The following is a 13127-nucleotide window of genomic DNA, read 5'->3' on the forward strand; positions in this document are numbered from 1 at the left end:
CCCTTGGCTATGGCGGCTCCGTAGGAGCGCTGAAGGCCATGGGCGCCCTGGACATGGGACTTACGGAAAATGAGCTGTATCCTCTGGTGCGGTCCTGGCGGTCAGCCAATCCGCACATCGTCGATTTCTGGTGGCAGGTGGACGCCGCCGTGAAGACAGCCATCAAGGAACGTATCCCCATGCGGACTGGCTGCATCCGCTTTCTGTATCAGAGCGGCATGCTGTTCATACAGCTCCCCAGCGGACGGCGGCTTTCCTACATAAAGCCCCGGATAGGCGAGAACCGCTTCGGTGGGGAATCCGTCACCTATGAAGGCATCGGCGCAACGAAGAAGTGGGAACGGCTCGAAAGCTATGGCCCGAAGTTCGTGGAGAACATCGTCCAGGGCATCAGCCGGGACATCCTCTGCTATGCCATGCAGACGCTGCGATGCTGCGCCATCGTCGGCCATGTCCATGATGAACTGATTATCGAGTGTTCCAAAGACACTAGCGTCGATGCCATCTGTGAGCAGATGGGCCGGACGCCGTCGTGGGCTGAAGGGCTATTACTCCGGGCAGACGGGTATGAGTGCGAATTTTATAAAAAAGATTGATTTCCCGGTACTTAACATAGTGATTCCTGTCCTTTCACTATCAGAGGGAATTTCCTCGGATATTTATTTTAAGAAAGGCGGGATTCGCTATGAAGTTTTTGATTCCAGAAGATGAATTTGGCGTGTTTGCTGATCAGAGAGGTGTACCAAGGGTCGACAGCCTGTTTGTTGCAGCGACTTTTGAAAAACAGCATTATAACGTTCTGCGTGATATCGGACGAATCACTGCATCCAATTCTGGATTAAGCCCGGAATTCATTGCACTCAATTTTGAGGGCAATACATATCGTGATGCCAGGGGAAGAAAACTGCCACGTTACCTGCTGACCCGCGATGGGTTCACCATGCTGGTCATGGGCTACACAGGCTCGAAGGCGATGCACTTCAAGGAACTCTATATCCAGCGTTTCAACGAGATGGAGCAGTGCATCCGGTCGCTCCTGTCTGCCCGGCAGGAATTCCCGATGCTGACGGACATGATCTGCCGGCTGCATGAAAGCCCGAAGGCATATCACTTCAGCAATGAAGCCGACATGCTGAACCGCATCGTCCTGGGGATGTCTGCCAAGCAGTTCCGGCTGGCCAACGGCATCGAAAAAGGGCAGAGCATCCGGCCTTATCTGACTGCACAGCAGATCCATGCTCTGGACCGGCTGCAGCACCTGGATTACGGCCTGCTGTATTCCTGCCCGGATTTCCAGCAGCGCAAGCAGATGCTCATGACCTATTACAAGACGGAACTGGAGGGATGAAACATGTTTTACGTAAAAGAACCACTTAAGGATGGTGTCGATGTGACGGTCGAAATCAATGACGAAAACGTTTTCTGCCGTTGCCCGGTCTGTGGCAGGGAAGTACCTGTCAATCTGAAGGATGTCCTGTCAGACAGTGACGCTGACCTGGTGGGAACGGCAGTATTGTGCGATGAATGTGCGGAGGGGTGGATGGAACTGCATGGAAAACAATCCGAAACGTAATGCAGAGTACTATCCGGACCCGACAGCGTATCAGGCAATCAGGAACGTGGAACCACAAAGGTTCCCGTTCATGCCTGTTGTGTACGTGTGTTCGCCCTATGCCGGGGATGTGGAAGAAAATATCCGGAAAGCCTGTGCCTACTGCCGCTATACGGTAGACCAGGGATATATCCCTCTGGCACCGCATCTGTATCTACCGCAGTTCCTCGACGAAGAATCGGAACGGGAACTGGCACTCTTTATGGATATCGCACTATTGTCCCGCTGCGTCGAACTCTGGGTCTTTGGCGATGTGATTTCGGCGGGAATGGAAAAAGAAATCCAGTACGCCCAAAGAAAAGGAAAAACAATTCGGTATATTAACGAGGTGAAATAAGATGGATTTTACACTTTATAGGTCAGACTTTGCTGGCGTGGAAGCGAATTGCCGCTATCCCAGGCAGCAGAAAATCAGCTGTGCCGAGGACCTGAAGGCGGCAGCCGCCTTCGATCATGTCTGCGTAGCCTTCAAAGATTGTTATCGGAAGCGGGAGAATTTTCTCTCCGCCGACGTCCTGGTCATGGATTGTGACAACACCCACTCGGAGAATCCTGCTGACTGGATTTCCATGGAAAAGCTCCTGGCCATACTGCCGAAAGTCTCGGTGGCCGTCGTGCCATCAAGGAATCACATGAAACCCAAGGACGGGAAGTGTGCCAGACCGCGCTTCCATGCTTATTTCGGGATCCCGGATATTACGGATGAACAGCACTATACAGAACTGAAACGGGTAATCCACCGGGCGTATCCCTTCTTCGATGAAGCGGCTCTCGATGCAGCCCGGTTCATCTATGGCTGCCCTGTCGAGAAAGTATTGTGGCAGGACGGGGAAACGACAATCGACCAGGTACTCAAAGTGGGAGATACCGAGTCACGCAGTATCCCGGCCGGACGCCGGAACAGCACTATGAGCCGTTTTGCCGGCCGCGTCATCAAACGTTACGGGGCGACGGAAAAGGCGTACCAGATTTTCCTCGACGAAGCGGAAAAGTGCGACCCGCCGCTTCCCGACACCGAGCTGAACACTATCTGGGGCAGTGCCGTACGGTTCGGCAAGCGCATCGCAAAGCAGGAAGGTTACGTCAGCCCGGATGAATACAACAACGATTTCGGCACCCGGGACTCCTTGCGGCCGGAGGATTATTCGGATATCGGCCAGGCCAAGGTCATCGCCAGAGAATACGGCAACGAGCTGCGCTACACCGACAGCACGGATTTCATCCGCTACGATGGCATCTGCTGGGAAGAATCGCGGCAGGCAGCGGTCGGTGCAGCGGAAGAATTCCTGGATTTGCAGCTGGCTGATGCTAATGAACAGTCCGAGCAGGCACTCAGGGAATTAGCAGGGACAGGGATTTCGGAAGATATCATCCGTAAGGGCGGACGGAACCTGGAGAAGATGATTGAGGAAAAGCAGACCAAAGCCTACGCCGCCTACCTTGCCGCAGAAGCGTACCGGAAGTTTGTCCTGAAACGCCGCGATATGCGCTATATCCTGTCGGCCTTGCAAGCATTGAAACCCATGGTCCAGATGCCTATCCAGGCACTGGATGCAGATGAATTCCTGCTGAACACCCCGTCTTATACATATGATCTGCGGAAAGGGATGCGGGGACGGCAGGAACACCGAGCGACGGACTTCATCACGAAATGTACCTCTGTAGACCCGGGCATCGAAGGGAAAGCTATTTGGGAACAGGCCGTCCGGCAGTTCTTTACCGGCGATACGGCGCTCATCGACTACGCCCAGGAAATCAGCGGTCTCATGGCTATCGGCAAAGTCTATGTAGAAGCCCTGGTCATCGCGTACGGCGACGGCCGCAACGGCAAGTCGACCTACTGGAATTCCCTGGCCCGCGTCCTTGGCAGCTACTGCGGCGGCATCTCTGCCGATGCCCTGACGGCAGGCTGCAAGCGGAACGTCCGTCCGGAAATGGCGGAGCTGAAGGGGAAGCGCATGATCATTGCCGCCGAAATGGAAGAAGGCGTCCGGCTTTCTACGTCCATCCTGAAACAGCTCTGCTCGACGGATGAAGTGAGCGGCGAAAAGAAGTATAAGGATCCTTTTAAGTTCGTACCGACACACACGCTGGTCCTCTACACGAACCACCTGCCCAGGGTGGGAGCCAATGACGAAGGGACATGGCGGCGTCTTATCGTCATGCCCTTCAAGGCCCAGTTCGAAGGGAAGAGCGACATCAAGAACTACGCAGACTACCTGGTGGAGAAAGCCGGTCCTGCCATCCTGCAGTGGATTATCGAAGGGGCGGAGAGGGTCATTGCCAAGAACTATCACCTGGATACGCCTGATTGCGTCGCATCTGCCATCAATGAATACCGCGGGCAGAATGACTGGCTTCGGCATTTCCTGGATGACTGCTGTGAAGAAGATGCCTCTTTCAGCGAGAAGTCCGGGGAACTTTATACGGCCTATCGGCTGTACTGCCAGCAGATGAACGAGTATACCCGCAGTACGACGGATTTTTACGGAGCATTAGAGAAAACTGGGTTTGACAGGCGTAAGCGGAAAGCCGGGTATTTCATTTATGGGCTGAAGCTGAAAGTCACAGATTTCCTGTAAGAAAAAGGGAAGGGTGCAGGTCGGTGCAGGTCAATATATAAACCCCCTTTAGGGCTGAAAAATAGAAAAAATGTCTTTAAGGGAAGTTTATGAAACGACCTTCACCGACCTGCACCCCTATAAAAAAGAGGTGAGTAATATGCGAGAAAAAGTAATCGAACACCACCTGGTGATGGAAACGGAGAAGGCTGGCGGTAAGGCAGTGAAGCTTGTTTCGCCATCATTTGCAGGTATGCCGGACCGCTTGATTCTATTGGCTGATGGGAAGATGGGCTTTGTGGAAGTAAAGGCGCCGGGGCAGAAGCCAAGGCCGCTGCAGCTGAAGCGCCATGCCATGTTGCGACGGCTGGGCTACCAGGTATTCGTCCTGGATGCCATGGAGGATATTCCCGCAGTCCTGAAGGCTATCGCCCACATGCCTGATGGGAAAGGGGGCGGAGGTGCATGAAGTTCATGCCGCATGATTATCAGAAATACGCCATCGAATACATCAAGTCCCATCCCATTACAGCCCTGTTCCTAGACATGGGCCTTGGCAAGACGGTGACAACGCTGACGGCCATCCGTGACCTCATGTATGATGCCTTTGAAGTTAAGCGGGTGCTGGTGATAGCTCCGCTGCGGGTGGCGAGAGACACCTGGCCGGATGAACTCAGGAAGTGGGATCACCTGAAAGAGCTGACCTGCAGTGTGGTCGTGGGAACCGTGGCAGAACGGCGGCGGGCTTTGCAGCAGGATGCGGATATCTATATCGTGAACCGCGAGAACCTGGCCTGGCTCTATGAGAACAGCCGCCTGGATTTCGATATGGTCGTTCTGGACGAGCTGTCGAGTTTCAAGAACCACCAGTCGAAGCGGTTCCGTGCCATGAAGGCCCTGCGTCCTAAAGTGAAACGCATCGTCGGCCTTACAGGGACGCCCAGCGGCAATGGCTTGATGGACCTCTGGGCTGAGTTCCGCATCCTGGATATGGGAGAGCGTCTGGGAAGATATATCAGCCAGTACCGGAACCTCTACTTCCAGCCAGACAAACGCAACGGCATGGTGGTGTATTCCTACAAGCCACTGCCGGGAGCGGAAGAAGCCATCTATCACCAGATTTCCGACATCACCGTGTCCATGAAGGCAACAGATTATCTGGAGATGCCGGAACTGGTGAGCGTAGCGAAAGAGGTCTGCTTGAGTGAAACGGAAAAGAAACGGTACGATAAGCTGAAGAAGTCCCTGGTACTGGAGCTTCCAGGCGGCGAGGTCACCTCTGCTAATGCCGCATCGCTTACCCTGAAGCTTTCGCAGATGGCGAATGGCGCGATTTATACCGATGGCAAGGACGTGGCGGCCATCCATGACCGGAAACTGGATGCCTTAGAAGACCTGGTGGAAAGCGCCAACGGGAAACCGGTCCTGGTGGCCTATTGGTTCAAGCATGATAAAGACCGTATCCAGCAGCGGATGGAAGCCCGGGAGCTGAAGGAGCCGCAGGATTTCGCCGACTGGAATGCGGGAAAGATTCCTGTGGCCCTCATCCATCCGGCCTCTGCCGGACACGGCCTGAACCTGCAGCAGGGCGGTTCCATCTTGATCTGGTTTGGCCTGACTTGGAGTCTGGAGCTGTACCAGCAGACCAACGCCCGGCTCTGGCGGCAGGGGCAGGCGGACGAGACGGTCATCATACAGCACATCGTAGCCAAGGACACGATTGATGAACGCATCCTGAACGTCTTGAAACACAAAGACGGAACCCAGGCGGCTTTGATTGAAGCCGTAAAGGCTGACCTGGGCATGACGGAAACAGAAAATGGGGGTATACTATGAAACCGGAAACAGAAGGAGAAGAAAAGCGTATGGAAGCCAAGGCGTACCTGGAACAGGCACGGAACATCAACATACAGATAGACAGCAAGCTGGAGCAGGTATCGTCTTTGCGGCAGCTGGCTATCAAGGCGTCATCGACACTCAGCCCGGTGCCGCCAAGCGGGACACCCAATCCGCACCGTCTGGAAGAAACCATCGCCCGTATGATGGATATGGAACAGGAAGTGGATGAAGCCATCGACGTCCTGGTCGAACTCAAGGCAGACATCATGATGGCTGTCAGCCGAGTGCCAGATGCCCGGGAACGGGTCGTCCTGGAACTCCGCTACCTGGCTTTCAAGGACTGGGCATCCATTGCCGATACTCTCGGACTTCATATCCGCCAGGTGTATCGGCTGCATGACGAAGCCCTGAAACACATCGAGATTCCTGGCGAATGTCACTGAATGTCACTAAAGCAGCACTTGATGTCACAGGCTTCTGTAAGATATACTATAATCAGCAAGAAAAGAATGAAGGACCGAGGCTTGAACGCCATCGGTCCTTTTTTGATGCCGGAGATGATGTAAATGCCCAGAAGACCGAAGACGCCCTGCAAATATCCGGGCTGCCCCAGGCTGGTGCCGTATGGAAGAAAATATTGTGAGGAACATGAACGGCAGTGCCAGGGCGACCGGGCTGATGCAGAAACACGTGGCTACGGATGGGAGTGGCAGAAGGCCAGGAAGTTTTTCCTGAAACGTCATCCCTGGTGCATCCGCTGCAAAGCAAAAGGCCGTCTCGTCCCGGCAACGGTCGTTGACCATATCAAACCGCATCGCGGTGATGCGAAACTGTTCTGGGACGAAACGAACTGGCAGCCCCTTTGCAAGAGCTGTCATGACCATAAGACGATGACCGAAGACCGGAACATCGAGTACAAGTACTGAATCCGTCCGTAGGGCGGGGGATGCAAATCTCTGCAGCCCTTCCGTCCATGACCGCCGCCCCCTCAAACGTGAAAAAACGCGAAATTCATAAGGGGGGATACCCGGCATCTAAAATCGAATCATCTGCTCCAGGCTATTTGGCCCGGAGCTTTTTTGTTGTGTGAAAGGAGCCTGTCATGAACGACTGCCAGCGCCGGCAGATAGAAGACATGCGGAAGCAGGGGATGGGCTACAAGGCCATCGCCAGAAAGACCAAGCTGTCACGGGACAGCGTACGGAATTATTGCAGGTGGCACCACCTCGCCGGTTACGGCAGAGCGGTGGCGGCTGCCTTCAGAGAGGAGCAAGCGTGTGAAGACATCGGATATGGAATGGAAGATGCTGCCCATCGGCCAGCTGAAGCCTGCGGCATATAACCCCAGGAAGCAGCTGAAGCCTGGCGACAAGGAATACGAGAAAATCAAGAAGTCCATTCAGGAGTTTGGCTATGTGGAACCCATCATCGTCAATTACGACATGACGGTCATCGGCGGGCATCAGCGCCTGACCGTACTGAAGAACCTGGGCTACGAAGAAGTCCAGTGTGTCGTTGTCCATATCGAGGATGAGCATAAGGTCAAGGCGCTCAACATTGCGCTCAACAAAATCACGGGTGCCTGGAACGAACAGCTCCTGGCCGACCTTATCGTCGATTTGCAGAGCGTCGACTTCAACGTCGACCTGACGGGCTTTGAAGCACCGGAAGTCGAGCAGCTCTTCTCGAAAGTGTACAACAAGAAAATCAAGGAAGATGACTTTGATGTCGACGGCGAACTGGCAAAGCCGACTGTCGCCCGTGCGGGAGATATCTGGCTCCTGGGTGACCACCGCGTCATCTGTGGCGATGCGACGCTGCCGGAAACCTATGAACGGCTGATGGCGGGGAAGAAGGCCAACATGGTGCTGACGGATCCGCCGTATAACGTCGATGTGGAAGAAACAGCCGGCAAGATCAAGAACGACAATATGCCGGATGACAAGTTCTACCAGTTCCTTTTCGCGGCCTTTGTCAATATGGAACAGAACATGGAGCAGGATGCTTCCATCTATGTATTCCACGCAGATACCCAGGGGCTGAACTTCCGCAAGGCATTCAAGGACGCAGGATTCTACTTGTCTGGCTGCTGCATCTGGAAGAAGAACGCCCTGGTACTGGGACGTAGCCCGTATCAATGGCAGCATGAACCGTGCCTTTTTGGCTGGAAGCTGAACGGCAGGCATCAATGGTATTCTGACCGCAAACAGACGACCATCTGGGAATACGACCGGCCGAAAGCCAGCAAAGAGCATCCCACCATGAAGCCTATAGCCCTGATGGCGTACCCTATACAGAATTCATCCATGAGCCACTGCATCATCCTGGACCCGTTCCTCGGTTCCGGTTCTACGCTCATGGCCTGCCAGCAGACGGGCCGCATCTGTTACGGCATCGAGCTGGACGAGAAGTTCGTCGACGTCATCGTCAGGCGCTACATCAGTGAATATGGGGACGCGGGTGTGTTTGTCCTGCGCGGGGACGAGAAAATCCCGTATGCGGAGGTGGCAGATGATGGAACAGATTAAGCTGGGCAGCCTGTTCTCCGGGAGCGGCGGTTTTGAACTGGGCGCCATCCTGGCGGGCATCCGTCCTGTATGGAACTCGGAAATCGAGCCGTTCCCCATCCGCGTGACGACGAGACGGCTGCCATCTGTGAAGCATTACGGCGATGTGAGTGCCATAAACGGCGCACAAATCGAGCCGGTAGACATCATTACCTTCGGCAGTCCCTGCCAGGATATGTCGATTGCCGGAAAAAGGGATGGCCTTGGCGGTTCGCAGTCCTCGCTGTTCTATCAGGCAGTGCGCATCGTGAAGGAAATGAGGGAAGAAACGAATGGACAATATCCAAGATATATCGTGTGGGAGAATGTCCCTGGGGCTTTCTCCAGCAACAAGGGAGAGGACTTCCGGACGGTCCTTGAAGAAATCTGCCGCATCAAAGACCCTGCGGTTTCAGTGGCTGGCTGTGCCAGATGGCAGCCTGCGGGATGCATCCTGGGAAACGGGTACTCTGTGGCCTGGCGCGTCCTCGATGCCCAATACTGGGGCGTCCCCCAGCGAAGAAAGCGCATCTACCTTGTCGCAGATTTTAATGGACAAAGTGCCGGAAAGGTTCTATTTGAGTCCGAGGGCCTGTCAGGGTATTCTGCGCAGGGCTTCCGAGCATGGCAGGGTGCTGCCGGACGTCTTGCGCCTGGCCCTGGAACGGCAGGCACAATCTGCCTGAATGACCAGGGCGGCATCCGAATGGATGTGACGGAAGAGCGGACGAACACCTTACGGGCAGAAGCCCATCATCCTCCGGTCATCGTCAATCTGCCGGGTCCGGTGTTTGAGAACCATGGAGCCGATGCCCGGTACAAGGGGCCGCTCTCTGTGAACCCATCACTCACGGCGCGGTACGGGACGGGCGGCAACAACCAGCCGCTGATCCTGCAGGGCGGGGGCAACAGAGAAAAGAAAACCTATGATGTACGGCAGACCTCGGACGGCACCCGCAATATGCGGAACCATATCTATGAGAGCGATACCTGCCGGACCGTCGACCGTTCGGGAAATGTACCGGGGAGCAACCAGGGCGGCATCGCTGTGGTGGAGCTGACCTATAGTGCCAGCAAGAATTCCCACTTCACACGGGCGGCGAAGGAAATGGCCAGTTCCCTGGTAGCTACGGATTATAAAGATCCGCCGCTCATCAACAGCCATGCTCGTGTCCGCCGCCTGATGCCGGCAGAATGTGCAAGGCTCCAGGGATTCCCGGACTGGTGGTGCAGCCATCTGGAAACAGGGAACCCGTCTGAAGAAGACATCCGCTTTTGGAGCGATGTCTTTGAGACCCATCGGAAAGCCCTGGGGAAAAAGACAAAGCCCAAGACCCGGAACCAGATTATCAAATGGCTGAAGGAACCGTACCGGGATTCTGCGGAATACAAGATGTGGGGCAACGGTGTCGCCCTTCCCTGCGTGTATTTCGTCTTGGCCGGCATTGCCTGCTTCTTTGAGAAAAAGATGCAAAAATGATTTGCTATTATCGGCGTTCAGAGTGATATATGTACTAGCAAAACAAGGAGGTACATAGACCATGACAATCCAGACGAACCTGAACGACCGCAAGGAACTGGCCAGAAGGCTGATTCCCTTCAACCATAACGAAAAGCTCCGCTATACGGGGACGCCGGCCTTTGCCTACGAAGGGCGGGGGTTCCGCATCCTTCGCAGCGGCGATATCGAATGCGATGATGAAAAGACAGAAGCCGCCATCACGGCTTTCCTGCAGGAAGCAGGAATCCTTCCGCATCCGGAACCGGCAGAAGGAACGGAACCCGAAGTGCCGCAAGAGCCGCTGGAGCAGGATGAAACGCCAGGATTGGACGCACTGCCGCATCCGGACAGGATGGAAATCAAGGTTCCCATTGATGGCATGGACGGTGCGCAGCTCCGCAACCTGGTCTTCATGCTCCACGCCCAGCAGTACCTGCTGAACCGGGCGGCAGGACATGAAAACATCCATGTGCCGGACAGGCTGGTGGAAGACTTGAAAGAAGAACCTGGTACCGACCAGACTTCCTTCTTTGCCATCTATCAGAACTATCGCAAGAAAGGGCGGGGCTTCTGGATTGCGGCAGATACGGTGACATTCTGCATTGCCGCAACCGGCAATGCTGTGAAGAACCGCGCCCTGATTGAACTAGCGGCCTTCATGGTCAGCGCAGCGAAAAAAGCGAAACGGGTTCAGGCTGACACACGGAAGCCTGAAAACGAGAAGTACTACCTGCGGATGTGGCTCCTGCGCATCGGCATGGGGACCAAGGCCAGCCACGAATCGCGCATGGCCCTGCTGAAAGGCCTGAAGGGATGGAGTGCCTTCCGCACGGAAGAAGAAGCCAAGGCTCATGCCAGAAAGCAGAAGGAACGCCGGCATCAGAACCCATAAATTTTCAATTTAATTCATAATTATTCTCAAAATGACTTGCTATTGTGTGCCTTTAGAGTGATATATAGTGTACCAAAAGAACACACGCACACATAGAAAGGACAGAGAGGATTATGAAAACACTGCACTTTGGCATCGAAATGGAAATGACAGGGATTACAAGAAGCCGGGCCGCCAGCCTCATGGCCCGCTTCTTCGGGACGGAAAGTCGGCATGAAGGCGGAGCCTACGATACCTACACCGCAAGGGATGAACAGGGACGGAAATGGAAAGCCATGAACGACTCCAGCCTGGTTCCACAGAAGAAGGTGAACGGAAACATTACAGATGCTTCCAGCTTCTACCGCACGGAAGTGGTCAGTCCCATTCTTTCCTACGAAGACATCCCGAAGCTGCAGGAACTGGTGCGGATGCTACGCAAGGCCGGGGCCTTTGCCAATAAATCCTGCGGCATCCACATTCACGTCGGGGCCGAACGCTTCACGGCAAAGACCCTACGGAACCTGGTGAACATTATGGCGAGCAAAGAAGACATGATTTACCGCGCCCTCCAGATCAACCCCTCGCGGGAAAACCGATACTGCCGGAAAACGAACACCACCTTCCTGAAGGATCTCAACCGGAAAAAGCCGGACACGCTGGACGGCATCGCCGACCTCTGGTATCAGGAAGCACCCTACGGACGGAACCATCATTACAACAGCACCCGCTACCACGGGCTGAACCTGCATGCCACCTTCACCAAAGGAACCGTCGAGTTCCGGCTTTTCAACGGGACACTCCACGCTGGGGAAATCAAGGCATACATTCAGTTCTGCCTGGCCGTCGCTCATCAGGCCCTGGCCCAGAAGAAAGCCTCGGCCCGAAAGACCGAAACGGACAATGAGAAATACGCTTTCCGGTGCTGGATGCTCCGGCTCGGACTCATCGGTGACGAGTTCAAGACCTGCCGGCTCCACTTCCTGAAACACCTCACGGGCAATTCCGCATGGCGCAATGCCGCCGCTTGAAGGGGATAGCCTTACGGGCAGCTTCGGCTGCCCTTGGGGTGGTAGAAGGGTAATCCCTTCAGAAAGGATGAGAGCGATGAAACAAAGAATCTACATTGCCTACGGCAGCAACATGAGTGAAGTACAGATGGCAAGACGGTGTCCTGACGCCGTTCTTTCAGGGACGGGCCGAATCCGGGGCTATGAACTCCTCTTCAAAGGTTCTCTGACAGGATGTTACGCCACTATCGAGAAGAAGGCGGATGCCTTCGTGCCGGTTGTTTTCTGGCGCATTTCTCCGGCGGATGAACGGCGGCTCGATGCCTATGAAGGCTTCCCGCGGTTCTATTATAAAAAAGAAGTGGATGTGGAAACAGATGACGGCATCATCAGCGGTCTTGTGTACATCATGCACGAAGACCGGCGGTTCGGTATTCCGGAGGACTGGTATTATCAGAACATGGAGCGGGATTACCGCAGGTTCGGTTTCGACCTGTCTATCCTGCGAGCCGGCCTGCGGCACAGCCGGGAACGGATGGAAGGAACGCGGCTCCGGCTTATCGCCATGGATGACAGGCAAGCTCCGCCCAAGGGAACTGAAGGCACCGTCCAGTTCGTCGATGATGCTGGAACCATCCATGTACAGTGGGATACAGGCAGCAGTCTTGGGCTGATACCCGGAACCGACGAATGGGAAGTCATCGAATAAGATGCATAAATATCGGATAGGCAGTCAGCGTCGAACTGTTCGAAGACAATGGCCACGCCATCGAATGGGTCATGAAGAATTAAAAAAGAGAACCCGAGGGGAACGCAGATGCGGTCCCCTCTGTCGTACAGCCCGCAAGGGCTTTTTTATTGGGAGGTGAGCGCCATTGGCTGTACGAGGAAGAAAACCGAAGCCGACGGCGCTCAAGGTGCTGGAAGGCAATCCCGGCCATCGTCCCCTCAATAAGAAGGAACCCATGCTAAAGGGACGGCTCCCTCGCTGCCCGGACTGGCTGGAAGATGACGCCAAGAAAGAATGGAAGCGGCTGGGGAAAGTCCTTGCTGAGATGGGGATGCTGACCAACCTGGATATGATGGCCTTTGCCGGGTACTGCCAGGCATATGCCCGATGGAAAGGAGCGGAAGAGTTCATCACCCAGCATGGGGATATGGTGCGGACGCCGAACGGCTACCTGCAG

The 13127-nt window shown here is 54.8% G+C and carries 17 protein-coding genes (1 of these 17 cut by a window edge); all 17 read left to right on the plus strand.

The window, feature by feature from the left end; all coding sequences use genetic code 11:
• Positions 1 to 24 carry the final stretch of a DNA polymerase gene (locus tag QZL64_RS14630; RefSeq protein WP_441351085.1) on the plus strand. It extends 678 nt beyond the left edge of the window, so only the last 24 of its 702 coding nucleotides appear in the window; its start codon lies beyond the left edge, outside the window; it ends in the stop codon at positions 22 to 24.
• Positions 25 to 38: 14 nt separating this feature from the next.
• A complete protein-coding gene (locus QZL64_RS02075) occupies positions 39 to 596 on the plus strand; it encodes a DNA polymerase I (protein WP_021840392.1) in 558 nt (185 codons plus the stop codon).
• Positions 597 to 685: 89 nt separating this feature from the next.
• On the plus strand, positions 686 to 1348 hold the full coding sequence (locus QZL64_RS02080) for a Rha family transcriptional regulator (protein ID WP_014128596.1): 663 nt from the start codon (positions 686 to 688) through the stop codon (positions 1346 to 1348).
• Between the two features lie 3 nt (positions 1349 to 1351).
• Positions 1352 to 1573: a hypothetical protein gene (locus QZL64_RS02085; RefSeq protein ID WP_021840393.1), complete on the plus strand. Its 222-nt coding sequence runs from the start codon at positions 1352 to 1354 to the stop codon at positions 1571 to 1573.
• The gene (locus tag QZL64_RS02090) at positions 1551 to 1949 is read left to right on the plus strand and encodes a DUF7768 domain-containing protein (protein ID WP_021840394.1); all 399 of its coding nucleotides are present in this window, start codon (positions 1551 to 1553) and stop codon (positions 1947 to 1949) included. Before QZL64_RS02085 ends, QZL64_RS02090 begins: the two co-directional genes overlap by 23 nt.
• A 1-nt stretch (position 1950) precedes the next feature.
• Positions 1951 to 4194: a phage/plasmid primase, P4 family gene (locus tag QZL64_RS02095; RefSeq protein ID WP_021840395.1), complete on the plus strand. Its 2244-nt coding sequence runs from the start codon at positions 1951 to 1953 to the stop codon at positions 4192 to 4194.
• Between the two features lie 70 nt (positions 4195 to 4264).
• Positions 4265 to 4642, plus strand: a complete 378-nt coding sequence (locus tag QZL64_RS02100; RefSeq protein WP_269146155.1) for a VRR-NUC domain-containing protein — start codon at positions 4265 to 4267, stop codon at positions 4640 to 4642.
• Complete coding sequence (locus QZL64_RS02105; protein WP_014128591.1) at positions 4639 to 6009, plus strand: DEAD/DEAH box helicase; 1371 nt, start codon at positions 4639 to 4641, stop codon at positions 6007 to 6009. The genes QZL64_RS02100 and QZL64_RS02105 overlap by 4 nt, the downstream gene beginning before the upstream one ends.
• Entirely contained in the window at positions 6006 to 6455 is a 450-nt protein-coding gene (locus QZL64_RS02110; protein WP_021840397.1) for a sigma-70 family RNA polymerase sigma factor, read from the plus strand. The genes QZL64_RS02105 and QZL64_RS02110 overlap by 4 nt, the downstream gene beginning before the upstream one ends.
• A 123-nt stretch (positions 6456 to 6578) precedes the next feature.
• Complete coding sequence (locus QZL64_RS02115; RefSeq protein ID WP_075581393.1) at positions 6579 to 6938, plus strand: HNH endonuclease; 360 nt, start codon at positions 6579 to 6581, stop codon at positions 6936 to 6938.
• Positions 6939 to 7098: 160 nt separating this feature from the next.
• Positions 7099 to 7293: a hypothetical protein gene (locus QZL64_RS02120; RefSeq protein ID WP_296309159.1), complete on the plus strand. Its 195-nt coding sequence runs from the start codon at positions 7099 to 7101 to the stop codon at positions 7291 to 7293.
• Complete coding sequence (locus tag QZL64_RS02125) at positions 7290 to 8540, plus strand: site-specific DNA-methyltransferase (RefSeq protein ID WP_296309162.1); 1251 nt, start codon at positions 7290 to 7292, stop codon at positions 8538 to 8540. The genes QZL64_RS02120 and QZL64_RS02125 overlap by 4 nt, the downstream gene beginning before the upstream one ends.
• Entirely contained in the window at positions 8524 to 10038 is a 1515-nt protein-coding gene (locus QZL64_RS02130; protein WP_021840401.1) for a DNA cytosine methyltransferase, read from the plus strand. The genes QZL64_RS02125 and QZL64_RS02130 overlap by 17 nt, the downstream gene beginning before the upstream one ends.
• 61 nt (positions 10039 to 10099) lie before the next feature.
• Positions 10100 to 10951 (plus strand): hypothetical protein, encoded by an 852-nt coding sequence (locus QZL64_RS02135; protein ID WP_021840402.1) that lies wholly within the window; start codon positions 10100 to 10102, stop codon positions 10949 to 10951.
• A gap of 113 nt (positions 10952 to 11064) precedes the next feature.
• Positions 11065 to 11961, plus strand: a complete 897-nt coding sequence (locus QZL64_RS02140) for an amidoligase family protein (RefSeq protein ID WP_296309165.1) — start codon at positions 11065 to 11067, stop codon at positions 11959 to 11961.
• A gap of 76 nt (positions 11962 to 12037) precedes the next feature.
• Positions 12038 to 12649, plus strand: coding sequence for a DUF4314 domain-containing protein (locus tag QZL64_RS02145; RefSeq protein ID WP_021840404.1), 612 nt, complete (start codon positions 12038 to 12040; stop codon positions 12647 to 12649).
• 166 nt (positions 12650 to 12815) lie between these two features.
• The coding region (locus tag QZL64_RS02150) for a phage terminase small subunit P27 family (protein WP_296309168.1) at positions 12816 to 13127 on the plus strand (312 nt) is incomplete at its 3' end.

It is taken from the genome of Veillonella sp. CAG:933 (genome assembly GCF_000431435.1).
Classification (GTDB): domain Bacteria; phylum Bacillota; class Negativicutes; order Veillonellales; family Veillonellaceae; genus Veillonella_A.